This is a genomic window from Streptomyces sp. NPDC001220 (assembly GCF_053597895.1).
On the sequence record NZ_JBSFJE010000001.1, the window covers coordinates 299,155 to 323,295 of the forward strand.

The 24,141-nt window shown below is 72.5% G+C and carries 22 protein-coding genes; 17 read left to right on the forward strand and 5 right to left on the reverse strand.

From position 1 onward, the window contains the following. Positions 1–13 precede the first annotated feature (13 nt). Positions 14–1,372, forward strand: coding sequence for a phosphoglucosamine mutase (gene glmM, locus ACWDGI_RS01495; protein WP_450754208.1), 1,359 nt, complete (start codon positions 14–16; stop codon positions 1,370–1,372). A 268-nt stretch (positions 1,373–1,640) separates the two neighbouring features. Here the strand turns inward: glmM and coaA are convergent, their stop codons facing one another. Continuing rightward, positions 1,641–2,609, reverse strand: coding sequence for a type I pantothenate kinase (gene coaA, locus ACWDGI_RS01500; RefSeq protein ID WP_450754210.1), 969 nt, complete (start codon positions 2,607–2,609; stop codon positions 1,641–1,643). Positions 2,610–2,823: 214 nt separating this feature from the next. Between coaA and glmS the strand changes: the two genes are divergently transcribed. The 7 genes from glmS (at position 2,824) to tsaE (ending at position 11,069) form a co-directional block, all read left to right on the forward strand. Then, a complete protein-coding gene (glmS, locus tag ACWDGI_RS01505; RefSeq protein ID WP_450754212.1) occupies positions 2,824–4,671 on the forward strand; it encodes a glutamine--fructose-6-phosphate transaminase (isomerizing) in 1,848 nt (615 codons plus the stop codon). 53 nt (positions 4,672–4,724) lie between these two features. Beyond that, entirely contained in the window at positions 4,725–5,096 is a 372-nt protein-coding gene (locus ACWDGI_RS01510; protein WP_351742222.1) for a holo-ACP synthase, read from the forward strand. 54 nt (positions 5,097–5,150) lie between these two features. Continuing rightward, complete coding sequence (locus tag ACWDGI_RS01515; protein WP_450754214.1) at positions 5,151–6,602, forward strand: NAD(P)H-hydrate dehydratase; 1,452 nt, start codon at positions 5,151–5,153, stop codon at positions 6,600–6,602. A 364-nt stretch (positions 6,603–6,966) separates the two neighbouring features. After that, a complete protein-coding gene (locus ACWDGI_RS01520; RefSeq protein WP_450754216.1) occupies positions 6,967–7,887 on the forward strand; it encodes a L,D-transpeptidase in 921 nt (306 codons plus the stop codon). A gap of 94 nt (positions 7,888–7,981) precedes the next feature. After that, positions 7,982–9,178 carry an alanine racemase gene (gene alr / locus ACWDGI_RS01525; protein ID WP_450754218.1) on the forward strand — a complete coding sequence of 399 codons (1,197 nt, stop codon included), beginning with the start codon at positions 7,982–7,984 and terminating at the stop codon, positions 9,176–9,178. A gap of 129 nt (positions 9,179–9,307) precedes the next feature. Then, complete coding sequence (locus ACWDGI_RS01530; protein WP_450754220.1) at positions 9,308–10,561, forward strand: alpha/beta fold hydrolase; 1,254 nt, start codon at positions 9,308–9,310, stop codon at positions 10,559–10,561. Continuing rightward, positions 10,527–11,069, forward strand: a complete 543-nt coding sequence (tsaE, locus tag ACWDGI_RS01535) for a tRNA (adenosine(37)-N6)-threonylcarbamoyltransferase complex ATPase subunit type 1 TsaE (RefSeq protein WP_450754222.1) — start codon at positions 10,527–10,529, stop codon at positions 11,067–11,069. The genes ACWDGI_RS01530 and tsaE overlap by 35 nt, the downstream gene beginning before the upstream one ends. Positions 11,070–11,533: 464 nt before the next feature. Here the strand turns inward: tsaE and ACWDGI_RS01540 are convergent, their stop codons facing one another. Beyond that, entirely contained in the window at positions 11,534–12,097 is a 564-nt protein-coding gene (locus ACWDGI_RS01540; protein WP_450754224.1) for a hypothetical protein, read from the reverse strand. 112 nt (positions 12,098–12,209) lie between these two features. On the opposite strand from ACWDGI_RS01540, the gene tsaB reads away from it, so the two are divergent. From tsaB to ACWDGI_RS01560, 4 genes are read left to right on the forward strand one after another with little or no spacing between them, the layout of a single operon-like run. Beyond that, on the forward strand, positions 12,210–12,866 hold the full coding sequence (tsaB, locus tag ACWDGI_RS01545) for a tRNA (adenosine(37)-N6)-threonylcarbamoyltransferase complex dimerization subunit type 1 TsaB (protein ID WP_450754226.1): 657 nt from the start codon (positions 12,210–12,212) through the stop codon (positions 12,864–12,866). A 17-nt stretch (positions 12,867–12,883) separates the two neighbouring features. Next, complete coding sequence (rimI, locus tag ACWDGI_RS01550) at positions 12,884–13,381, forward strand: ribosomal protein S18-alanine N-acetyltransferase (RefSeq protein WP_450755252.1); 498 nt, start codon at positions 12,884–12,886, stop codon at positions 13,379–13,381. Then, positions 13,374–14,465, forward strand: coding sequence for a tRNA (adenosine(37)-N6)-threonylcarbamoyltransferase complex transferase subunit TsaD (tsaD, locus tag ACWDGI_RS01555; protein ID WP_450754228.1), 1,092 nt, complete (start codon positions 13,374–13,376; stop codon positions 14,463–14,465). The genes rimI and tsaD overlap by 8 nt, the downstream gene beginning before the upstream one ends. Next, a complete protein-coding gene (locus ACWDGI_RS01560; protein WP_450754230.1) occupies positions 14,462–14,728 on the forward strand; it encodes a hypothetical protein in 267 nt (88 codons plus the stop codon). Before tsaD ends, ACWDGI_RS01560 begins: the two co-directional genes overlap by 4 nt. Here ACWDGI_RS01560 and ACWDGI_RS01565 read toward each other — a convergent pair. From ACWDGI_RS01565 to ACWDGI_RS01575, 3 genes are all read right to left on the reverse strand, one after another. Then, positions 14,725–15,363, reverse strand: a complete 639-nt coding sequence (locus ACWDGI_RS01565) for a TetR/AcrR family transcriptional regulator (RefSeq protein WP_450754232.1) — start codon at positions 15,361–15,363, stop codon at positions 14,725–14,727. The genes ACWDGI_RS01560 and ACWDGI_RS01565 overlap by 4 nt on opposite strands. After that, positions 15,360–16,031 (reverse strand): DUF998 domain-containing protein, encoded by a 672-nt coding sequence (locus tag ACWDGI_RS01570; protein WP_450754234.1) that lies wholly within the window; start codon positions 16,029–16,031, stop codon positions 15,360–15,362. The genes ACWDGI_RS01565 and ACWDGI_RS01570 overlap by 4 nt, the downstream gene beginning before the upstream one ends. A 138-nt stretch (positions 16,032–16,169) precedes the next feature. Next, positions 16,170–18,467 carry a beta-xylosidase/alpha-l-arabinosidase gene (locus ACWDGI_RS01575; RefSeq protein ID WP_450754236.1) on the reverse strand — a complete coding sequence of 766 codons (2,298 nt, stop codon included), beginning with the start codon at positions 18,465–18,467 and terminating at the stop codon, positions 16,170–16,172. A gap of 104 nt (positions 18,468–18,571) precedes the next feature. Here ACWDGI_RS01575 and ACWDGI_RS01580 point away from each other — a divergent pair, with 104 nt between their 5' ends. The 5 genes from ACWDGI_RS01580 (at position 18,572) to ACWDGI_RS01600 (ending at position 24,097) form a co-directional block, all read left to right on the forward strand. Then, complete coding sequence (locus ACWDGI_RS01580; protein ID WP_450754238.1) at positions 18,572–19,603, forward strand: LacI family DNA-binding transcriptional regulator; 1,032 nt, start codon at positions 18,572–18,574, stop codon at positions 19,601–19,603. A 159-nt stretch (positions 19,604–19,762) separates the two neighbouring features. Further along, a complete protein-coding gene (locus tag ACWDGI_RS01585; RefSeq protein ID WP_450754240.1) occupies positions 19,763–21,088 on the forward strand; it encodes an endo-1,4-beta-xylanase in 1,326 nt (441 codons plus the stop codon). Between the two features lie 95 nt (positions 21,089–21,183). Then, positions 21,184–22,239, forward strand: a complete 1,056-nt coding sequence (locus ACWDGI_RS01590) for an LCP family protein (RefSeq protein ID WP_450754242.1) — start codon at positions 21,184–21,186, stop codon at positions 22,237–22,239. Positions 22,240–22,428: 189 nt separating this feature from the next. Next, positions 22,429–22,785, forward strand: a complete 357-nt coding sequence (locus tag ACWDGI_RS01595) for a YciI family protein (RefSeq protein ID WP_450754244.1) — start codon at positions 22,429–22,431, stop codon at positions 22,783–22,785. A gap of 43 nt (positions 22,786–22,828) precedes the next feature. Further along, complete coding sequence (locus tag ACWDGI_RS01600; RefSeq protein ID WP_450754246.1) at positions 22,829–24,097, forward strand: RNA polymerase sigma factor; 1,269 nt, start codon at positions 22,829–22,831, stop codon at positions 24,095–24,097. The last annotated feature ends 44 nt before the right edge of the window (positions 24,098–24,141 follow it).

A 24,141-nucleotide genomic window follows, 5' to 3' on the forward strand; every position in this document is an offset into this window, starting at 1 on the left:
TTCAGGAGGACAAGTGGGACGACTCTTCGGCACGGACGGCGTGCGCGGCGTCGCCAACGCGGACCTGACCGCCGAGATGGCGCTCGGGCTGTCGGTCGCGGCGGCGCACGTGCTGGCCGAGGTGGGCACGTTCGAGGGCCACCGGCCGAAGGCGGTCGTCGGCCGGGACCCACGCGCGTCCGGGGAGTTCCTGGAGGCGGCCGTGGTCGCGGGCCTGGCCAGCGCCGGCGTGGACGTGCTGAAGGTCGGTGTCCTCCCGACGCCCGCCGTGGCCCACCTGACCGGCGCACTCGGCGCCGACCTCGGTGTCATGCTCTCCGCCAGCCACAACGCCATGCCCGACAACGGCATCAAGTTCTTCGCCCGCGGCGGCCACAAGCTCGCCGACGAACTGGAGGACCGGATCGAGGCGGTCTACGAGTCCCACCGGCACGGCGAGCCCTGGGAGCGGCCCACCGGCTCGGGCGTCGGCCGGGTCCGGTCCTACGACGAGGGCTCCGAGCAGTACGTCGCCCACCTGCTGTCGGTCCTCCCGAACCGGCTCGACGGGCTGAAGGTCGTCCTGGACGAGGCGCACGGCGCGGCCGCGGGGGTCTCGCCGGAGGCGTTCCGCCGGGCCGGCGCGGAGATCGTCACGATCGGCGCGGAGCCGGACGGGCTCAACATCAACGACGGCTGCGGCTCCACGCACCTCGGCAAGCTGAAGGCCGCGGTCGTCGAGCACGGGGCCGCGTTCGGCATCGCCCACGACGGCGACGCGGACCGGTGCCTCGCGGTCGACCACACCGGCGAGGAGGTCGACGGCGACCAGATCCTGGCGGTGCTGGCGCTGGCCATGCGTGAACGGGGCGTGCTGCGCGCCGACACCGTCGTCGCCACCGTCATGTCCAACCTCGGCTTCAAGCTGGCGCTGGAGCGGGAGGGGCTGCACCTCGTCCAGACCGCGGTCGGCGACCGGTACGTCCTGGAGGAGATGAAGGAGCACGGGTACGCCCTCGGTGGCGAGCAGTCCGGGCACGTCATCATCCTCGACCACGCGACGACCGGTGACGGCACGCTGACCGGGCTGCTGCTGGCGGCGCGGGTCGCGCAGACCGGGCGGTCGCTGCGGGAGCTGGCGGGCGTGATGGAACGGCTGCCCCAGGTGCTGATCAACGTGCCGGACGTCGACAAGTCCCGGGTGAAGACCTCCGGGGACCTGGCGGCGGCGGTCGCGGAGGCGGAGCGGGAGCTGGGGGAGACGGGGCGCGTGCTGCTTCGCCCTTCGGGCACCGAGCCGCTGGTACGGGTGATGGTGGAGGCCGCGGACATCGAGCAGGCGAGGTCGGTGGCGGGGCGGTTGGCCGACGCCGTCAAGTCCGCGCTGGGATAGTTTTCCCGCCGGGTGCCGGGTGCCGGGTGCCGGGTGCCGGGTGCCGGGTGCCGGGTGCCGGGTGCCGGGTGCCGGGTGCCGGGTGCCGGGTCAGGTGCGCGGCGGGCCGACGGTTCGTCGTGGCCGGTCGCCCGCGCGGCGGAGCCGTGGGTGCTGCCGGCCGTTCTTCCGAGCGGCCGGACCACGTCGTCCGTGCGGTCCGCCGGGGTGATCGGGCGCAGATCCGGCACGCCGCCTCTTCGGCAGGCGTTCCCGGCGGGCCGGCGTGTCAGAGCTTGCGGAGCCTCAGCCGCTGCACCTTGTGGTCAGGGCCCTTGCGGACGACCAGGGTGGCGCGGCCGCGGGTCGGGGCGATGTTCTCGACCAGGTTGGGCTTGTTGATGGTGCGCCACAGCCCGCGGGCGTAGTCGACCGCCTCCTCCTCGGAGACCTGGGTGTACTTCCGGAAGTACGAGTCCGGGTTCTGGAAGGCGGTCGCGCGCAGCTTGCGGAAGCGGTTGAGGTACCAGCGCTCGATGTCCTCGGCGCTCGCGTCGACGTAGACGCTGAAGTCGAAGTAGTCGGCGAGGCCGACCCGGGTGCGGCCGTCCTTGCCGGGCAGGGCGGGCTGGAGGACGTTGAGCCCTTCGACGATCAGGATGTCCGGGCGCCGGACGGTGAGCCTGCGGTCCGGGACGATGTCGTAGATGAGGTGCGAGTAGACGGGGGCGGTGACCTCGTCCTTGCCGGCCTTGATGTCGGCGACGAAGCGGGTCAGGGCCCGGCGGTCGTACGACTCGGGGAAGCCCTTGCGTGCCATCAGACCGCGGGCTTCCAGCTCGTCGGTGGGCAGCAGGAAGCCGTCCGTCGTCACCAGCTCGACGCGCGGGTGCTCGGGCCAGCGGGAGAGCAGGGCCTGCAGGAGCCGGGCGACGGTCGACTTGCCGACGGCGACCGAGCCGGCCACGCCTATGACGAACGGGGTGCCGGACTGGGAGCCCTGCTCGCCGAGGAAGGTGTTCAGGGCGCCTCTGAGCCCGTCGGTGGCACCGACGTACAGGTTCAGCAGCCGGGACAGCGGGAGGTAGATGTCCCGCACCTCGTCGAGGTCGATGACGTCGCCGAGGCCACGCAGCTTCTCGACCTCCTCGGCGGTGAGCGGCAACGGCGTCTTGTCGCGCAGCGCGCTCCACTCGGAACGGGTGAGGTCGACATAGGGAGTCGCCTCCGGCCTGTGCCGGTGGGCGCTCCGGGGCATCGGGGAGACCGGAGAGATCACATTCCATTGTTAACGGAGTTTGAACGGGGTGGGGGGTGGGGTCGGTCACGTGGGGAGCGCGGGACCGGTACCCGGGTGCTGAGAGGACGGCGCCGGTGGCGTGAGGTCGGCCGGGCGCGAACCCCGGTGTAATTTCCGATTTCGGGCACGCTGAGCCGTGTTCGGGCGGGGAGCGGCGCTTAGGCTGCCGCTCATGTGCGGAATCGTGGGATACGTGGGGGCGCAGTCGGCGCTCGATGTGGTGGTCGCCGGGCTGAAGCGGCTGGAGTACCGCGGGTACGACTCCGCGGGTGTCGCCGTACTCGCCGACGGCGGGCTGGCCTCGGCGAAGAAGGCCGGGAAGCTGGTCAACCTGGAGAAGGAGCTGACGGAGCGGCCGCTGCCGGCCGGTGCCACCGGGATCGGGCACACCCGCTGGGCCACCCACGGCGGGCCGACGGACGCCAACGCGCATCCGCATCTCGACAACGCGGGCCGGGTCGCCGTCGTCCACAACGGGATCATCGAGAACTTCGCCGCGCTGCGCGCCGAGTTGGCGGAGCGCGGGCACGACCTGGCCTCCGAGACGGACACCGAGGTGGTCGCGCACCTGCTGGCGGAGGAGTTCTCCGTGACCGCCGATCTCGCGGAGGCGATGCGGCTGGTGTGCCGGCGTCTGGAGGGCGCGTTCACGCTGGTCGCGGTGCACGCCGACGACCCGGACGTGGTCGTGGGCGCACGCCGGAACTCCCCGCTGGTGGTGGGCGTCGGAGAGGGCGAGGCCTTTCTCGCCTCGGACGTCGCCGCGTTCATCGCCCACACGCGGGCGGCGATCGAGCTGGGCCAGGACCAGGTGGTGGAGCTGCGCCGGGACGGCGTGACGGTGACGGGCTTCGACGGCGCCCCGGCGGACGTCCGCTCCTACCACGTCGACTGGGACGCGTCGGCAGCCGAAAAGGGGGGTTATGACTACTTCATGCTCAAGGAGATCGCCGAGCAGCCCAAGGCGGTCGCCGATACGCTCCTGGGCCGCATCGACGCCAACGGCTCGCTGACCCTGGACGAGGTCCGGATCGGCGCCGCCGAGCTGCGCGAGGTGGACAAGGTCGTCATCGTCGCCTGCGGTACGGCCTTCCACGCCGGCCTGATCGCCAAGTACGCCATCGAGCACTGGACCCGGATCCCCTGCGAGGTGGAACTGGCCAGCGAGTTCCGGTACCGGGACCCGATCCTGGACTCGCGGAGCCTGGTGATCGCCATCTCCCAGTCCGGCGAGACCATGGACACCCTGATGGCCCTGCGGCACGCCAGGGAGCAGGGCTCCAGGGTCCTGGCGATCTGCAACACCAACGGCTCGACGATCCCTCGCGAGTCGGACGCCGTGCTGTACACCCACGCCGGTCCGGAGGTGGCGGTCGCCTCGACCAAGGCGTTCCTCACCCAGTTGGTGGCCTGCTACCTGGTCGCCCTCTACCTCGGCCAGGTACGGGGCACCAAGTGGGGCGACGAGGTCAGCGCCGTGATCCGGGACCTGTCGCACATCTCCGGCGAGGTCGAGCGGGTCCTGGAGACCATGGAGCCGGTCCGGGCGCTCGCGCGCTCCCTCGCCGACAAGAAGACGGTGCTCTTCCTGGGCCGGCACGTCGGCTACCCGGTCGCCCTCGAAGGCGCCCTGAAGCTCAAGGAACTGGCGTACATGCACGCCGAGGGCTTCGCGGCGGGCGAGCTGAAACACGGTCCGATCGCGCTGATCGAGGAGGACCTGCCGGTGGTGGTCGTCGTGCCGTCGCCGCGCGGCCGGTCCGTCCTGTACGACAAGATCGTCTCCAACATCCAGGAGATCCGGGCCCGGGGTGCGCGCACCATCGTGATCGCGGAGGAGGGGGACGAGGCGGTGGTCCCCTACGCCGACCACCTGATCCGCATCCCGGCCACCCCCACCCTGCTCCAGCCCCTCGTCGCCACGGTCCCCCTCCAGGTCTTCGCCTGCGAACTGGCCACGGCCCGCGGCAACGAGGTCGACCAGCCCCGCAACCTGGCGAAGTCGGTGACGGTGGAGTGAGGCGAGGCGGCCGGGCGGCCCTGCGGCGGCCGGGCGGATCGTAGAGTGCCCGGGTGAGCATCATCGGGGTAGGCATCGACGTCGCCGAGATCGACCGGTTCCGGGAGTCGTTGGAGCGGACTCCCGGGCTGGCCGGCCGGCTGTTCGTGGAGCGGGAGTTGCTGCTGCCGAGCGGGGAGCGGCGGGGTATCGCCTCGCTCGCGGCCCGGTTCGCGGCCAAGGAGGCGCTGGCCAAGGCGCTGGGCGCACCGCCCGGACTGCTCTGGACGGACGCGGAGGTGGTCGTGGAGGACAGCGGGCGGCCGCTCCTGCACGTGAAGGGGAGCGTGGCCGCGTGTGCGGCGGAACTCGGCGTGCGGTCCTGGCATGTGTCGCTCAGCCATGACGCCGGGGTGGCGTCGGCGGTGGTGATCGCGGAGGGGTGACCCGGACGCGGCGGGCGGATGCGTCCCCCGGCGGTTCCGGGGGAGACTCGGGGCATGCGGACTGCTTACAGCGTGGAGACGGTACGGGCGGCCGAGCGGGAGTTGATGGCGCGGCTGCCGGAAGGGGCGCTGATGCAGCGGGCCGCCGCGGGGCTGGCCGCCGCCTGCGCCGAGTTGCTCGGACGGGTGTACGGCAGCCGGGTGGTGCTGCTGGTCGGCAGCGGTGACAACGGCGGCGACGCGCTGTACGCCGGGGCGCGGCTGGCGCGGAGAGGTGCGGGGGTCGCGGCCGTGCTGCTCGCGCCGGAGCGCACCCACGCGGGTGGCCTCACGGCGCTGCGGCGGGCCGGCGGCAGGGCCGTACTCGCGGGTGCCGCCGAGGGGTTGATCCTGCGGTCCGATCTCGTCGTGGACGGCATCGTGGGGATCGGCGGGACGGGCGGGCTGCGGCCCGAGGCGGCCGCGCTGGTCGCAGTGGTGGAACGGTCGCGGGCCGCCGTCGTCGCCGTGGACCTGCCCAGCGGGGTGGAGGCGGACAGCGGTGAGGTGCGGGGAGCGGCCGTACGGGCGGACCTGACCGTCACCTTCGGGACGCACAAGCCGGGGCTGCTGATCGATCCGGCGCGGGAGTACGCCGGTTCGGTGCGGCTGGTCGACATCGGGCTCGAACTGCCCGAGGAGGCCGAGCTGGAGGCGTTGCAGGACGTGGACGTGGCGCGGCTGCTGCCGATGCCGGGGGCGGAGAGCGACAAGTACCGGCGTGGGGTGGTGGGGATCGCGGCCGGCTCGGCCCGTTATCCCGGGGCCGCGGTGCTCGCCGTCGCGGGGGCGTTGGGGGGCGGGGCCGGGGCCGTACGGTACGTCGGGCCCGCCGGGGGCGAGGTGCTGGCGCGCTTTCCCGAGACGCTGGTGTCGGAGGGAGGGCCGCGCAAGGCCGGGCGGGTGCAGGCGTGGGTGGCCGGGCCGGGTGTCGGGGACCATGCCGAGGTCGTCGCCGAGGTTTTGGAGGAGGACGTGCCGGTGCTGGTCGACGCGGACGGGCTGCGGCTCGCCGACCGGGACGCGGTGCGCGGTCGTACGGCGCCGACGCTGCTGACCCCGCATGCCGGGGAGGCGGCGGCGCTGTTGGGGGTACGGCGGGAGGAGGTCGAGGCCGGCCGGCTCGCGGCGGTGCGGGAGCTGGCGGCGGCGTATCGGGCGACGGTGCTGCTGAAGGGGGCGACGACGCTGGTGGCGGCGGCGGGCGGAGGGGCGGCCGTGCGGGTGAACGCGACGGGGACGCCGTGGCTGGCCACCGCGGGGAGTGGGGATGTGCTGTCGGGGCTCGCGGGGTCGCTGCTGGCGTCCGGTCTTGACGGGCGGGACGCGGGGAGTGTGGCGGCGTATCTGCACGGGCTCGCGGGGCGGTTCGCGGCGGAGGGGGCACCGACGGTCGCCCATGCGGTGGCTGCGGAGTTGCCGTCGGCCTGGCGGGGGGTTTACCCACCGGCCCACCCGACTCGGTAGGAGAGAACCGCACCGCACCGTCACGGGGCTCCGCCCCGGTCCCGCCAGGTGGGTGGGCCGGGTGCGGGTGGGCCGGGTGCGGGTGGGCGGGGGCTGAGCGCGCAGTTCCCCGCGCCCCTACCGGGGCGCAGTTGCCTGCGGCTCTGGCGGGCGTAGTTCCCCGCGCCCCTGACGGGCGTAGTTGTCCGCGGCTCTGACGGGCGTAGTTGCCCGCGCCTCGGGTGGGGCGTAGATCCCCGCGCCCGTGACGGGGCGCGGTGCGGGCGCGAGTCGTTCGCCGTACCGCCGGAGGCCCCTGCATCCCTCGGGTGACGTCCCCGCGCGGCTCCCCGGAATCCTGGTCCCTGCGGGGTTGTCTGATCGCATGATTAGTGGACGAATCGTGCGTTGTCGGGGCGGTTCTGTGCGCGGGGTCGCGGGGGCCCTCGTCGCCGCCGTGGTCGTTCTCTGCCTCGGGGCCGGGAGCGCCGTCGCGGACACCGCCCCCAAACCCCCCACCGCCGTCGCCGAGTCGGAGCTGGTGCCGGGGGTCGCGCCCGGCCCCGGGCAGCCCTGGCAGGTCGACACCCCCGACCAGATGCTGGCGCCGAAGGTCTACACGCCCAGCGCCAAGGAGGACGCCGTCGAGCCCAAGGCGGCGCCGCCGGGTGCGTACGACCTCGTCGAGTACGTACCGCTCAGCGACGCCGTCGCCAAGGTGAGCTGCTCCAAGCTGACCGGGCCGTACCAGCGGCAGATCGAGCAGTGGCTGAAGCTGAAGGTGGACGGGAAGCAGTCCGTGTCCGACTGCAAGGCCATCCAGAAGTTCCAGAAGACGTACAAGATCAAGCCGGCCATCGGGTTCGCGGGACCCGTGACCTGGTACCAGATGATGCTGCTCTCGGCGAAGAAGAACCCGAACGCCAAGAAGAACTGCCCCGTGAAGTCGTACCGGGTCGCCTGTGTCGATCTCAACCGGCAGGTCACCTGGGTGCAGAAGGGCGGCAAGGTGGTCTTCGGGCCGGTGCAGATGCGCAGCGGCAAAAAGGGGTACGCGACCCGGGCCGGGTGGCACACCGTCTACTGGCGGCACAAGAACCACTGGTCGACCCTGTACAACTCGCCCATGCCGTACGCCCAGTTCTTCGACGGCGGACAGGCCTTCCACGCCGTCTACGGCTCCATCTACACCACCGTCGGTTCCTGGGGCTGTGTGAACCTCAAGCTCGGCGACGCGAAGAAGCTGTGGGGCGTGCTGAAGAAGGGCGACAGGGTGTTTGTGTGGGGGCACCGGACGGGCACCTGACCGGGTGCCCGGCGGGGTACCCGAGGGTGACCGGGGCCCGTACCGGGGCCTGTGCCGGAGGGCTCTCAGAGGCCTCTGAGACACTGGGGGCGCGATGAGTGAGACAGCGACTGCACCGACCGCGCCCCTGCGCGCCCGCGCCGAGATCGACCTGGCCGCCCTGCGGGCCAACGTGCGGGCCCTGCGCGCCCTCGCGCCGGGCGCGGCCCTGATGGCCGTGGTGAAGTCCGACGCCTACGGCCACGGGGCCGTCCGGTGTGCGCGAGAGGCCGTGGCGGCGGGTGCGAGCTGGCTCGGTACGGCCACCCCCGAGGAGGCCCTGGCGCTGCGTGCGGACCCCGGGCTGCCCGCGGACGTGCGGATCATGTGCTGGCTGTGGACCCCGGGCGGGCCGTGGCGGGAGGCCGTCGAGGCCGGCCTCGACGTGTCGGTGAGCGGGATGTGGGCGCTGCGGGAGGTCGTCGCGGCCGCCCGTGCCGCCGGCCGCCCCGCGCGCGTGCAGCTCAAGGCCGACACGGGGCTCGGGCGCAACGGCTGCCAGCCCGGTGACTGGCCCGAGCTGGTCGCCGAGGCGGTGCGCGCGCAGACGGCGGGGCTGGTCCGGATCACGGGGCTCTGGTCGCACTTCGCCTGCGCCGACGAGCCCGGCCATCCCTCCATCGCCGCCCAGCTCACCCTCTTCCGCGAGATGCTCGCCCACGCCGAGCGGCAGGGCGTGCGCCCCGAGGTGCGGCACATCGCCAACTCGCCGGCCACGCTCACCCTCCCCGAGTCCCACTTCGACCTGGTCCGCACGGGCATCGCCCTCTACGGCATCTCGCCCAGCCCCGAGATGGGCAGCGCGGCCGACTTCGGGCTGCGCCCGGTGATGACCCTCTCCGCCTCCCTCGCCCTGGTGAAGCACGTCCCGGGCGGCCACGGGGTCAGCTACGGGCACCACTACGTCACGCCCGGCGAGACCACCCTCGGGCTGGTCCCCGTCGGCTACGCGGACGGCATCCCCCGCCATGCCTCCGGCACCGGGCCGGTGCTGGTCGGCGGCAAGTGGCGGACGGTCGCCGGGCGCGTCGCCATGGACCAGTTCGTCGTGGACCTCGGCGGTGACGAACCCGAAGTCGGCGCCGAGGCCGTGCTGTTCGGTCCGGGCGACCGGGGCGAGCCCACCGCCGAGGACTGGGCCCAGGCCGCGGGCACGATCGCCTACGAAATCGTCACCCGCATCGGAACCCGGGTCCCCCGCGTCTATGTGAACGGGGAACCGAGTGGGCAAGAACCAGGGGACGGGGACTGACCTCCGGGGTTCGGTGACGGCAGAACCCGGTTACACCTGTATCAGCAGCAACAGAGGGAACACTTACCTCATCAGTGTCACCCGTATCACCTAACGAGCGAACTGCAGTACGGCGAAGAGGAGCGGTACGTGAGCGAGAGCAGTGCGGAGGCCGTAGCGGACGCCGCGGCGGCCGTCGCTTCCGCCACGGGGGCGGACGGGAGTTGGCTCAAGGTCACCGGTATCGCCGGCGCCGCCATAGGAGTGCTCGCCGCCGGGGCGGCCGCGGGGGTCGCCCTGGAGCGGATGACCGTCGGCCGCGGGATGCGCCGCAAGGCCCGGCTGGCCCTGGACTCGGCGGGACCGTACGGCACCCTGCGCGGCACACCCTGCGAGGCGACCTCCGACGACGGCACCGAGCTGTACTACGAGGTGGACGAGGTGGAGCCCGACCTCGGCCCGGCCGTCTCCCCGCGCCGCCGCCGCCTCTTCGGCCGCAAGGCGCCCGCCCCCGTCACCGTCGTGTTCAGCCACGGCTACTGCCTCAACCAGGACTCCTGGCACTTCCAGCGGGCGGCCCTGCGCGGGGTCGTGCGCACCGTGCACTGGGACCAGCGCAGCCACGGCCGCTCAGGGCGGGGCGTCGACCAGCACGAGCGGGGCGTTCCGCTCACCATCGACCAGCTGGGCCGGGACCTGAAGGCCGTCCTCGACGCGGCCGTGCCCGAGGGGCCGATCGTGCTGGTCGGGCACTCGATGGGCGGCATGACGGTGATGGCACTCGCCGCGCAGTACCCCGAGCTGATCCGCGAGCGGGTCGTCGCCACCGCCTTCGTCGGTACGTCGTCCGGGCGGCTCGGCGAGGTCAACTTCGGGCTGCCGGTCGCCGGCGTCAACGCGGTGCGCCGGGTGCTGCCCGGAGTGCTGAAGGCGCTGGGCACCCAGGCCGCGCTGGTGGAGAAGGGACGGCGGGCCACCGCCGACCTGTTCGCCGGGATCATCAAGCGGTACTCGTTCGCGTCCCGGGAGATCGATCCGGCCGTCGAGCGGTTCGCCGAGCGGATGATCGAGTCCACCCCGATCGACGTGGTCGCCGAGTTCTACCCGGCCTTCACCGACCACGACAAGACCGCCGCCCTCGCCTACTTCCAGGATCTTCCGGTGCTGGTGCTGGCCGGGGTGCAGGATCTCGTCACTCCCAGCGAGCACAGCGAGGTCATCGCCGATCTGCTGCCCGACGCCGAACTGGTGCTGGTCCCGGACGCCGGACACCTGGTCATGCTGGAACACCCGGAAGTGGTCACCGACCGCCTCGCCGACCTGCTCACCCGCGCGGGTGCCGTGCCGGCAGGGGCTACGGTAAGTGGCTATGGAAGCACCAGCAGCACGGCACAGCCAGGCTGACGGCCTGGCCGGGGCCGCGGCCGGCAACGGCATGGAGTTGATCGTTAACTCTCCCGGGCAGATGGGGGAGCTGGGGCGCCGACTGGCCAAGTTGCTGCGCGCCGGTGACCTCGTGATGCTCAGCGGGGAACTCGGCGCCGGCAAGACGACGCTGGCCCGCGGGCTGGGCGAGGGGCTCGGGGTGCGCGGGGCCGTCACCTCCCCCACCTTCGTGATCGCCCGTGTCCATCCGTCCCTCGGGGACGGGCCGCCGCTCGTCCACGTCGACGCGTACCGCCTGGGCGGCGGGCTCGACGAGATGGAGGACCTGGACCTCGACGTCTCGCTGCCCGAGTCGGTGATCGTCGTGGAGTGGGGCGAGGGCAAGGTCGAGGAGCTGACCGAGGACCGGCTCGCCGTACGGATCCACCGGGCTGTCGGGGACACCACGGACGAGGTACGGCACGTGACCGTGACGGGGCTCGGGGAGCGGTGGGCCGGGGTGGAGCTGGGGGTGCTGTCCGCCTGAGCGGCGGGCGGCGCCGGGTCCGCCGTCGTGGTGGGTGCGGGCCGTGGGTCGCGTGAGCATTCCGACCGTGGACATCCCGACCGTGAACATTCCGACCGTGAACATTCCGACAAGGCGTCGGCAAGATATTGCGTTTCGTGACTCGGGCGTGGTCACATGGTGTCCAGCCCGTGGTTAGGTGTACCTAACTTCGTCCGCCCCCGCAGCTCAGGAGGCGTCCATGCCCGCGTCCCAGTCCACGGAGCGGCGGCCGTTCACGGTCGCCGGAGTTTCCATGCGCGAGCTGCTGGCGTCCTGTGCGGCGGCTGACGCGGTGTCTCGGCCGCCGAGAGTGCCGGAGCTGCCCTTGAGGCCGGTTGAGCGGGGCCGTCAGGCTGCGTAGGCGGGGCGGGCCGGTCTCGGTGGGTCGGTGCGGGTGTGTGGGGGCTGAGCGCGCAGTTCCCCGCGCCCCTACGGGGGCGCGTTCAGCGGATCACCATCACCTTCACGCCGATCGTCGCGAAGTTCCACATCGCGTAGCCGTCGGGGCGGGTCTCGCGGATGCCGCCCGTCCTGACCGTCGGGTCGGGGGGTTCGATCATGGTGGTGGCGGTGGCCGCGCTGAAGCCGATCGCCGAGCCGTCCTTGGTGGTGGTGAAGCGGACCACGTGTTCGATGGGGAGCCCGTCCGTGCCCGTGATCGCCTTCGAGCGGGACGTCACCCAGTAGGCGCCCACGGGCGGGTCGATCGTGCCGGGCTTCACCGGGAAGGTGCGCTCGACGCGCTCGCGCTCGTTGACGAGCCAGACCCGGTCGTCGTCCACCGAGTACACCACCCGTTCACCCGTTCCGGAGTTGTTCGGCAGGGCGGTGGGGTGGTGCTGGTCGCGGGGCGCCTTGGCCGCCGGCGCTCCCGGGGCGGGGCTCGACGCCGACCTGCTGCCGAGACCGGGCGGGACGGTGGCCGAGGCCTGGTAGGCGAGGAGACCGACCGTCCCGACGGCCGCCGCGGTGAGGCCGGCCACGATTCCCGAGCTGGTCCCTGACACGTGCGCCACCTCTGACTCGCCGTATATGTCGTACTTCGTACAGACCGTAGCAGCCAGTGACCGTCCGCCCCTGGCGGCCGTGCTCGCGGCGCCGGAGCCGTAGGCTGTTCGCGTGCTCTTGCTCGCTCTGGATACCGCCACCCCCGCCGTCACCGTCGCGTTGCACGACGGTGAGGCCGTCATTGCCTCGTCGAGCCAGGTGGACGCGCGCCGGCACGGCGAGCTGCTGCTGCCGGCCGTCGACCGCGTTCTCGCCGAGGCCGGGGTCACGCTGGACGCCGTCACCGGGATCGTCACAGGCATCGGTCCCGGTCCCTACACCGGCCTGCGGGTCGGTCTGATGACCGCGGACACCTTCGGGCTCGCGCTCGGCGTGCCCGTGCACGGCCTGTGCACGCTCGACGGGCTCGCCTACGCGGCCGACGTCGAGAAGGGCCCGTTCGTCGTGGCGACCGACGCCCGCCGCAAAGAGGTCTACTGGGCCACCTACGCCGACTCGCGCACCCGGCTCACGGATCCGGCCGTCGACCGGCCCGCCGACATCGCCGAGCGGGTCGCCGGTCTGCCCGCCGTCGGCGCCGGGGCGATGCTCTACCCGGACACCTTCCCGGTCGTGCACGAACCCGGGCACGTCTCCGCGGCCGCGCTCGCCTCGCTCGCCGTGGAGCGGCTGGCCGCGGGCGAGGAACTGCCCGCGCCCCGGCCGCTGTACCTGCGCCGGCCGGACGCCCAGGTGCCCAAGAACTACAAGGTGGTCACCCCGAAGTGACCGCACAGTTGCGCGAGATGCGCTGGTGGGACATCGACCGGGTCCTGGAGCTGGAGAAGGGCCTGTTCCCCGAGGACGCCTGGTCGCGGGGGATGTTCTGGTCCGAGCTGGCGCACGCCAGAGGCCCGGAGGCGACCCGGCGGTATGTGGTCGCCCTGACGGACGGCCAGGTCGTCGGGTACGCCGGGCTGGCCGCCCAGGGCGAACTCGGCGACGTCCAGACCATCGCCGTCGCCCGCGACCACTGGGGCACCGGTCTCGGCGGACAGCTCCTGACCGAGCTGCTGCGGGCCGCGACCGCCTTCGAGTGCGCCGAGGTGATGCTGGAGTGCCGGGTCGACAACACCCGTGCGCAGAAGCTCTACGAGCGGTTCGGCTTCGAAGCCATCGGGTTCAGACGCGGCTACTACCAGCCGGGCAACGTGGACGCCCTGGTGATGCGCCTGACGACGAAACCAGGCGGCGGCCCCGCCGACGGACCCACTTCCGGACAAGGAACCGAGATCAATGGCTGACGAACCCCTGGTTCTGGGGATCGAGACCTCCTGCGACGAGACCGGCGTCGGCATCGTCCGGGGCACCACCCTGCTCGCCGACGCCGTCGCCTCGTCCGTCGACGAGCACGCCCGCTTCGGCGGAGTGGTGCCCGAGGTGGCGTCCCGGGCGCACCTGGAGGCGATGGTCCCGACGATCCAGCGCGCGCTGAAGGACGCGGGCGTGAGCGCGAAGGACCTGGACGGCGTCGCGGTCACGGCCGGCCCCGGCCTGGCCGGTGCGCTGCTGGTCGGCGTCTCGGCGGCGAAGGCGTACGCGTACGCGCTCGGCAAGCCCCTGTACGGGGTGAACCACCTCGCCTCCCACATCTGCGTCGACCAGCTGGAACACGGTCCGCTGCCGGAGCCGACGATGGCCCTGCTGGTGTCCGGCGGGCACAGCTCCCTGCTGCTCTCCTCGGACATCACCTCCGACGTAAGGCCGCTCGGCGCGACCATCGACGACGCGGCCGGCGAGGCCTTCGACAAGATCGCCCGGGTGCTGAACCTGGGCTTCCCCGGCGGCCCGGTCATCGACCGCTACGCGAAGGAGGGGGACCCGCGGGCCATCGCCTTCCCGCGCGGCCTCACCGGTCCGCGCGACCCGGCGTACGACTTCTCCTTCTCCGGCCTCAAGACGGCGGTGGCCCGCTGGATCGAGGCCAGGCGGGCGGCCGGCGAGGACGTCCCGGTCCGCGACGTGTCCGCCTCCTTCCAGGAGGCGGTCGTGGACGTCCTGACCCGCAAGGCCGTCCGGGCCTGCCGCGACGAGGGCGTCGACCACCTGATGATCGGCGGCGGGGTCGCCGCCAACTCCCGCCTGCGCGCCCTGGCCCAGGAGCGCTGCGAGGCCGCGGGCATCCGGCTCCGCGTCCCCCGACCGAAGCTGTGCACGGACAACGGCGCGATGGTGGCCGCCCTCGGCGCCGAGATGGTCGCGCGCAACCGGGCCGCATCCAGCTGGGACCTCTCGGCGGACAGCTCCCTGCCGGTGACCGACCCGCACGTCCCGGGTCATCACCACGACCACGTGCACGAGGTCAGCAAGGAGAACCTGTACACGTGACGGTCGCGTTGATGTGGGAGGCCCGGGCGGTGGCGGGCCGGGGCGCGGAGCTGCTGACATGGGCGCGCGGGCAGAGCCTGCCCGCGGCCCCGCTGCGCCGGGAGACCTTCCGGGCGCCGCAGGACCGGGTCCTGGTGATCACCTGGTGGGACGGGGCGTACGACGACTCGGGCCGCCCCGAGCTCCCCGACCCGCCGGGGGATCTGGTGACCCGCCCGGTGCACCGCTGGCGCTTCGAGTCGGCCGGCGTGGAAATCCCCTAGGGCCTCGGCCACGTCCGGCGGATCTGGGCGTCGGTCATCGCCGCCGTGTCGGCCGTCGGAGCCTGTTCCAGACCGAAGCCGATGAGCAGGACCTCGGCGTAGCGGCGCCAGGCGTCGGGGGCGATGTCGTGGGTGCGGTCCACGACGGCGCCCACCATGTACAGGTAGGCGTACACGTCGGAGCCGGCGAAGTCCGCGCGGACCGCGCCCGCCGCCACGGCCCGTGCCACCAGGCCGTCCACATGGCCGCCGAGTTCGTCGCGCATCGCGGCGAGCGGCCCGGTGCCGAGGTCGGCGTGGGCGAGGATGACGTCCAGGGCCCGGTCCCCGGCCCGCCAGCGCGCCGTCTCCAGCAGGTACTGGCGCAGCGCCCGGCCCGGGTCGGTGTGTTCTTCGGCCGCCGCCGCGAGCCCCAGGAACGTGGTGAACCGCTCGGCGAACAGGGCGTCGACCAGCGCCTGGACGTCGGCGAAGCGCCGGTAGACGGTGCCGACGCCGACCCCCGCCTCGTGGGCGATCTCGTTGAGGGTGACGACGGCACCCCGCCGCGCGATCATGCGGTTGGCCGTGTCCATGATCAGCCGACGGTTTCGTTCCGCGTCCGCGCGCAGCGGGCGTTGCGTTTCCCGGGTCACACCGGGACATTCTCCAGTACGGCCGGGCGGGGCAGCCGGCCGGCCAGGAGCAGGGCGCCGGTCACGGTGCCCCACAGCAGCCAGGAGTAGACCCCGGCGCGTTCGAACACCCCGGCGGTGCTCGCCGAGACACCGACCAGGGTCTCGCTGAGCAGGCCCAGCACGCCGACCGTGACACTGAAGACGCGGTACGACGGCGGGGCGCCGAGGCCGCGCAACGACCCCGCCATGATCACGACGGTGTTCGCGCACAGGATGGCGATCGCGGCCGCGACGACATGGACGACCAGGCTGTAGCCCGGCCCGTGCGCGGAGCCGTGGAAGAGCCCGACCAGGACGAACGCCACGCCGTGGGTGGCGGCGAGGGCGACGACGACGCGCCGCGCACGACCGCTGACCAGCAGGGACAGCAGGATCACGCCGGTCGCGAAGAGGATCCCCTGGACCATGAACGAGGTGTTCATCAGCTGGTGCGAGGGGGAGCAGATCGTGCGGCCCTGGAACCTGGTGCCGCAGTCCGGCACGCCGAGGTCGCTGATGTAGTCGGTGGCGTAGCTGTAGGGCGGATCGTTCCAGGCCGCCGCGGTGACGGCTTCGGCGATCACCCATTGCAGGGCGTTCACCACCAGGACGACGGCTCCCAGCGACAGCCGACGGCTGCGTGACATCGGGACTCCTCACGTTGCGGACCACGCCGACACGCACCACGGTAACACTAACCGGATAGATCTATCCGCTTAGTGGGGTGGTGGGCCACGCGGGGGGCGTCGCCGCACTTCAGGAGGCCGTCCGCCGCGTCCCGGCGGTCACCTCACCTCCGTCTCGCAGCGCAGCACCCGGTCCGGCCCCGACCGCCGTACCGGACCCGTCAGTCGCAGCCGTACGGTGGCCCGGACCTCGGTGCTCGAAGCGCCCACCCGGAGCTCCAGCGCGCCCGGTTCCACCACCCGGGCCCCCTCCCGGTCGGTGAACGCCGAGAGGTCGGTGTGGAAGCGGAAGGTCAGCCGGCGGGACTCGCCCGGCGCCAGGTCCAGGCGCCGGTAGCCGATCAGCCGGACGTCCGGGCGGGTCACCGACGCCACCGGGTCGTGCAGGTAGAGCTGTACGACCTCCGTGCCGGCCCGGTCGCCGGTGTTGCGGACCGCCACGGTCACGTCGTGCGAACCGTCCGTGCCGATCTCGGCCGTGCCCCGCGACACCAGGTCCCACGCGAACGTCGTGTACGAACGGCCGTGTCCGAACGGGTACAGCGGGGTCGGGTCCAGGTTGCTGAGCTCGCCCGCCAGGCCGAGCGGGGGCTGGAGGTAGGTCCAGGGCTGGCCGCCGGGCACCCGCGGGACGCTCACCGGCAGTCGCCCCGACGGGTTGACGCGGCCCGACAGCACGCCCGCCACCGCCGGGCCGCCCTCCTCCCCGGGGAAGAAGGCCTGCACCACCGCGCCGAGCCGGCCCTGCCAGCGGCCCAGTGCGTACGGGCGCCCGGTGAGCAGCACCAGGACCACCGGCACGCCCGTCGACAGGAGCGCGTCCAGCAGGTCGGCCTGGACGCCGGGCAGCGACAGGTCGGCGACGTCGCAGCCCTCGCCGGAGGTGCCCCGCCCGAACAGGCCCGCCCGGTCGCCGAGCACCGCCACGCACACGTCCGCCTCCGCCGCCCGGGCCACCGCCTCCGTGAAGCCCGTGGTGTCCGGGTCGGAGACGTCGCAGCCCTCGGCGAACGTCACCTTCGCGTCCGGGAGTTCGGCGCGCAGCGACTCCAGGACCGTGGGGATGGCGATGCCCAGGTCGACCTCCGGGTGGTGGGTCAGGACATGGGACGGGAAGGAGTAGCAGCCGAGCATGGCCAGGGCGTCGGCCGCGCGCGGGCCGACCACCGCGATGCGGGTGCCGGGGGCCAGCGGCAGGACGCCGTCCGGGTTGTCCAGCAGGACGACCGACTCCTCCGCCAGCCGCCGGGCCAGGTCGCGGTTGGCCGTCGAGTCGAGGTCGACCGAGGCCGGGGGCTCGGGATCCCAGTCCGCGTCCAGCAGCCCCAGTTCGCACTTCTGGAGCAGCACCCGGCGCACCGCCCGGTCCACCAGGGACTCGGGGATCGTGCCCTCCCGCACGGCCGTCACCAGCGGGCGGCCGTAGCACTTGAGGGTCGGCAGTTCGACGTCGATGCCCGCCGCCAGCGCGAGGCGCGCCGCCTCCGCCTCCGTGCCCGCCACCCGGTGCAGCGTCTGCAGGAAGCCGATGCCGAAGTAGTCGGCGACGACGGTTCCCGTGAAGCCCCAGTCGCCGCGGAGCAGTTCGGTCAGCAGGCGGGGATCCGCGGACGCCGGGACGCCGTCCGTCTCGTTGTACGCGGCCATCACCGAGCGGGCCCCGCCCTCGCGCAGCGCCATCTCGAACGGGGGGAGGGTGACGTCCGCGAACTCCCGCACCCCCGCCCGGACCGGGGCCAGGTTGCGGGCGCCGGCCGAGGAGGCGTACCCCGCGAAGTGCTTGAGCGTGGCGATGACCCCGGCCGACTCCAGGCCCCGGACGTAGGCCGTACCGACCGTGCCCACCAGGTACGGGTCCTCGCCGATCGTCTCCTCGACCCGCCCCCAGCGCGGGTCCCGGACCACGTCCAGGACAGGGGCCAGGCCCTGGTGCACGCCGACCGAGCGCAGGTCCGCGCCGATGCTCCGGCCCAGCTCCTCCACCAGCGGCGGGTCGAAGGCGGCGCCCCAGGCCAGCGGGACCGGATAGGCCGTCGCCCGCCAGGCCGTGAAGCCGGCCAGGCACTCCTCGTGGGCGATCGCCGGGATGCCGAACCGGCCGGCGGCGGTGATCCGGCGCTGGGCGCGGGCCAGTGCGCGCGCGCCCAGCGCCGGGTCCACGGGGGCGGTGCCGAAGGAGCGGGTCAGCTGGCCGAGGCCCAGGGTGACCAGCTCGTCCCAGTCGTAGTCGGCGGTCATCTCGCGTTGCAGCGGGGCGACTCCCTCGCCGTCCGTGGCGGCGCCCACCCACACGCCGTAGAGCTGGGCGGTCTTCTCCTCCAGGGTCATCCGGGGGAGCAGGTCGTCGACGCGGGCCGGGGCGGGCAGTGCGGTGTCTCGCCAAGGAGCGGTGGTCATGAAACTCCCGTCACGAATGTTTCGTACAACACACCGAATGTTCCGGGAACCTATGGCGTGCGCAGGTCTTCGTCAAGGGGGAGCGCAGGGATACGATCGCCGTCATGACGCCTCCGAAGCCCGCAGAAACGCAGACGGCGACGCTCGCCGAAATCGCCCGTGAGGCCGGCGTGTCCGCTCCGACTGTTTCGAAGGTCCTGAACGGGCGCGCGGACGTCGCTCCGGCGACCCGCACCCGGGTCGAGGACCTGCTGCGCGCCTACGGCTACCGGCGGCGGCGCGCCGAGGCCTCCCGCTCGCCACTCATCGACCTGGTCTTCCACGAGCTGGAGAGCGCCTGGGCGATGGAGGTCATCCGGGGGGTGGAGAACGTGGCCAGGGACGCCGGGCTGAGCGTGGTGCTCAGCGAGAGCGCCGGGCGGCTCACCCCGGGGCGGACCTGGGCCGACCAGGTGGCGGCCCGGCGACCGCACGGGGTGGTGCTGGTGCTGTCGGGGCTGGACGAGTCGCAGCGGGCGCTGCTGCTGAGCCGGTCGATCCCGTTCGTGGTGATGGACCCGGCGGGAGACCCGGGGCCCGACGTCCCCTCGATCGGCGCGACGAACTGGCAGGGGGGCCTGGCCGCCACCCGGCACCTGGTCGAGCTGGGGCACCGGCGCATCGGGGCGATCAGCGGGCCCTCCCGGATGATGTGCAGCCGGGCCCGGGTGGACGGCTACCGGGCCGCGCTGGAGACCGCCGGGCTCCCCGTCGACCAGCGCCTGGTCAAGGCCGGGGACTTCCACCACGACGCCGGCTACCGGCTCGGCCTGGAACTGCTGCGCATGCCCGACCGGCCCACCGCCGTCTTCACCGGCAACGACCTCCAGGCTCTCGGCCTGTACGAGGCCGCGCGCGAGCTGGGGCTGCGGATCCCGGAGGACGTGAGCATCGTCGGGTTCGACGATCTGCCGGTGGCCCGCTGGGTGGGGCCGCCGCTGACGACCGTACGGCAGCCGCTCACCGAGATGGCCGAGGCGGCGGCCCGGCTGGTGCTGGAGATGGGCCGGGCGGAGGAGGCCACCACCGCGACCCGGGTGGAGCTGGCGACCAGCCTGGTGGTGCGCAGCAGTACGGCGGCGCCCGCGGCTCCGTGAGGGAGGTGGCCGGATGTTGACGTGTTGACGGGTGGTGCGGGCGTCTCCACACTCCTCCGAAGCCAATCGGTTGTACGGCCGAAACTTTCGGAGGCCCCCGCAATGAGATCTCTGAGAACAGGCTTGTCCCCCCGCCTCTCCCTCCGCTTGTCCACGGGCATGTCCCTGGCGGCACTTGTCACCGGCGCCGCGCTGCTGTTCACGGCGCCCGCGGCACACGCCGCCGACACCCCGTTACGCGACCTCGCCGCCGCCAAGAGCAAGGTCATCGGCACCGCGGTCACCGGCTCCAAGCTCACCGGGACGTACGGCGACGTCGCCGGCGCCCAGTTCAGCTCGCTGACCCCGGGCAACGCCATGAAGTGGGGGACGGTCGAGCCCACCCAGGGCACCTTCAACTGGTCCGAGGCCGACCAGATCGTCGCCTTCGCCCAGGCCCACAACCAGCAGGTGCGCGGCCACACCCTGGTCTGGCACAGCCAGAACCCCAGCTGGCTGACGAACGGCACCTGGACGTCCGCCCAGCTGAGCAGCCTGCTGCAGAACCACATCAGCACCGAGGTCGGCCGCTACAAGGGGAAGATCGCGGCCTGGGACGTCGTCAACGAGCCCTTCAACGAGGACGGCACCTACCGCTCCACCCTCTGGTACGACGGCCTCGGCGCCGACTACATCGCCAACGCCCTGACCTGGGCGCACGCGGCCGACCCCGCGGCCAAGCTGTACATCAACGACTACAACGTCGAGGGCGTCGACGCGAAGTCCACGGCCCTGTACAACCTGGTCAGGTCCCTGAGGGCGGCGGGCGTCCCGATCGACGGGGTGGGACTGCAGGCCCACCTGATCCTCGGCCAGGTGCCCGCCACCCTCCAGCAGAACATCCAGCGCTTCGCCGACCTCGGCGTGGACGTGGCGATCACCGAGCTGGACATCCGGATGGCGCTGCCCTCCGACAGCACCAAGCTCGCCCAGCAGAAGGCCGACTTCAAGTCGGTGGTCGCCGCGTGCGTGGCCGTGAGCCGCTGCGTCAACGTCACCGTGTGGGGCTTCACCGACTCCGACTCCTGGGTGGACAGCACCTTCCCGGGGTACGGGGCGGCGACGCCGTACGACGCGAACTACGCGCCGAAACCCGCGTACCACGGCATCGCGGAGGCGCTCGGCGGGACCACGACCACACCGCCGCCGACCGGTGCCTGCTCGGCCGCCTACAGCGTGGGCAGTCAGTGGAACACCGGGTTCACCGGGCAGGTGACCGTCTCCTGCTCGGGCGCCTCCCTCTCGTCCTGGAAGGTGAACTGGACGTACGGTGCCGGGCAGCAGATCACCCAGGCCTGGAACGCCGTCTGCACCCAGTCGGGCGCGGCCGTCTCCTGCGCGAACGCCTCCTACAACGGGACCGTGCCGGACGGGGGTTCGGTGACCTTCGGGTTCAACGCGTCCTGGAGCGGCAGCAATCCGGTGCCGTCCGTGACGCTGGGCTGAACCCGGCCTGAGAAGGGTGAGATTTTCCGAAGAAAACGCTCTTGCGGCACTCGCGCTAACAGTCCCCTAATAATTCGGACTTACGTTCCTGTCTCGTGACGGGACACGAGGAGCAAGGCGGCGCGGGCAGACGGGTGGGCCGGCGGTCGAGAGGACTGAGGATCGTCGGCCTCACCCTGGCGGGCGTCATGACGCTGGGCATCGCGGGCGCGGGGTGGGCCTACTGGCACCTCAACGACAACATCAAGAGCGTCGACATCAACAGCGCGCTCGGCGACGACCGCCCGGCCAGGGCGGTGACCACCCCGACGGCCACCGCGTCCGCGTCGGCGTCCCCGCTGCCCACCGGTTCCGTCAACATCCTGGTGCTGGGCTCGGACTCGCGCAGCGGCAAGGAGAACCAGAAACTCGGCGGCGGCGACAGCTCGGGCGCCCGCTCCGACACGGCGATGGTCGTCCACATCGACGCGGGCCGCACCGGGGCCACGGTCGTGAGCATCCCGCGCGACACCCTGGTCACCCGCCCCTCCTGCCCGCTCTCCTCCGGCGGCTCGACGTCCGTCGCCTACAACGCGATGTTCAACAGCGCCTACTCGGTGGGCGGCGCGGTGTGCGCGGTGAAGACGGTCGAGTCGATCACCGGCGTTCGCATGGACCACTACCTGGAGATCGACTTCTCGGGCTTCGCCAAGCTGGTGGACGCGCTCGGCGGGGTCACCGTGACCACAGACCAGGACATCGACGACGACGACAGTCACCTGCACCTGAAGAAGGGCACCCACCACCTCGACGGCACCACGGCCCTGGCGCTCGCCCGCACCCGGCACGGCATAGGCGACGGCAGCGACCTCGGCCGGATAGGCCTCCAGCAGAAACTGGTCAAGGCCCTGCTCGACCAGATGGCCTCCATCAGCCTCCTGACCAACCCGGCCAAGCTCTACGAGGTCGCCGACGCGGTCACCGCCAGCCTCACCACCGACACGGGCCTGGACTCGCTCAGCGAACTGATGCGTCTCGGGCAGAGCCTCAAGGGCCTGACCTCGGACCATCTCAAGACCGTGATGATGCCGGTGGTGACGGCCCCGTCGGACCCCAACCGGGTGATCGCCGACGAACCCGAGGCGAGCGACCTGTGGAAGTCGCTGCGCTAGGGCGCGTGACCGGCCCTGAGACCGGCCCTGAGACCGGCCCTGAGACCGGCCCTGTGACCGGTGCGGAAGAGCCGCGGAAAAAAACTTCGGGAAGTTCCGGTGCGCGTGTCGATCCGGGGCCGGCGCGTTCGACGCAAGGGTGAGATGCGGGGAGAGACCCCGCACCGCACCGGAATCCCAGGAGTCACCATGCCCCGTTACCTGTCGCTCGTGAAGATCGACGAGAGCGCCGCCCCCTCCGAGGGCCCCAGCCAGGAGCTGATGCAGCGGATGGGCGAGCTGATCGAGGAGATCACCAAGGCCGGCGTGATGCTGGACACCGCGGGGCTCACGCCGACCGCCCAGGGCACCCGGGTGCACTGGGAGGGCGGGAAGATCTCCGTCACCGACGGCCCGTTCACCGAGTCCAAGGAGGTCGTCGGCGGTTACGCGATCATGCAGTGCAAGGACATGGCCGAGGCCCTGGAGTGGACCAAGCGGTTCCTGAAGGTGCACGAGGAGTTCTGGACGGTGACCTGCGAGGTGCGGGAGATCGCGGAGGGCTGACCCTCCTGGCGTACCGCCGTCCGGGGGTGTCGAATGGAGGGCTGTGAGCACACAGCCCTCCGTCGACGCCGATGCCCGGCACGTCATCGAGACCGTCTTCCGCCTGGAGTCGCCCCGTGTGATCGCCGGCGTCGCCCGGATCGTCCGGGACGTCGGCATCGCGGAGGAACTGGCCCAGGACGCCCTCGTCGCCGCACTGGAGCAGTGGCCCCGGGACGGGGTGCCCGACAACCCGGGCGCCTGGCTCATGGCCACCGCCCGCCACCGCGCCGTCGACCTGGTCCGGCGCCGGGAGAACTACGCCCGCAAGCTCGCGGAGATCGGCCGCGGGATGGAGACGGCCGCCCCGCCGGAGGAGCCCGCCGACCCCGACGACATCGACGACGACCTGCTCCGCCTGGTCTTCACCGCCTGCCACCCGGTGCTGTCGCCGGAGGCCCGCACCGCCCTCACCCTGCGTCTCCTCGGCGGTCTGAGCACGGCCGAGATCGCCCGCGCCTTCCTCGTCCCCGAGCCGACCATCGCCCAGCGCGTCGTCCGCGCCAAGCGCACCCTGGCCGCCAGGAACATCGCCTTCGAGGTGCCGTACGGCCCGGACCGCGAGGCCCGGCTCGGCTCCGTGCTCGACGTCATCTACCTGATCCACAACGAGGGGTACGCGGCCACGGCGGGCGACGACTGGCTGCGCCCCTCGCTGTGCGAGGACGCGCTGCGGCTGGCCCGTGTGCTGTCCTCGCTGATGCCGAAGGAGCCGGAGGTGCACGCCCTCACCTCGCTCCTCGAATTCCAGTCCTCCCGCACGGCCGCCCGCACCGGCCCGGACGGCGAGCCGGTCCTGCTCAGGGACCAGAACCGCCGCCGCTGGAACCGCATGCTCATCGCCCGCGGCATCCGGGCGCTCTCCCGCGCGGACGCCACGGCGACGGGCGCCCCGGGGCCGTACGCCCTGCAGGCGGCCATCGCGGCCTGCCACGCGCACGCGTACACCTACGAGGAGACCGACTGGAGGTCCATCGCCACCCTGTACGGCCTGCTGGCGGCCCGGTCCCCGTCCCCGGTCGTCGAGTTGAACCGAGCGGTGGCCGTGTCGATGGCGGACGGTCCGGCGGCGGCCCTGGCGATCGTGGACCCGCTGACGGCCGAACCCGCCCTGCGCGACTACCACTTGCTGCCCAGCGTCCGGGGTGACCTGCTGGCCCGCCTCGGGCGTACGGCGGAGGCCCGCACGGAGTTCGAACGGGCGGCGGAGCTGGCACGCAACGAGCGGGAGCGCGAGCTGCTGCTGGCCAGGGCGCGGGAGTGCGCTTCGTAACCTGGAAGCAGACAGTTGTTCATCCGTAACTCTGTTCCCATGGC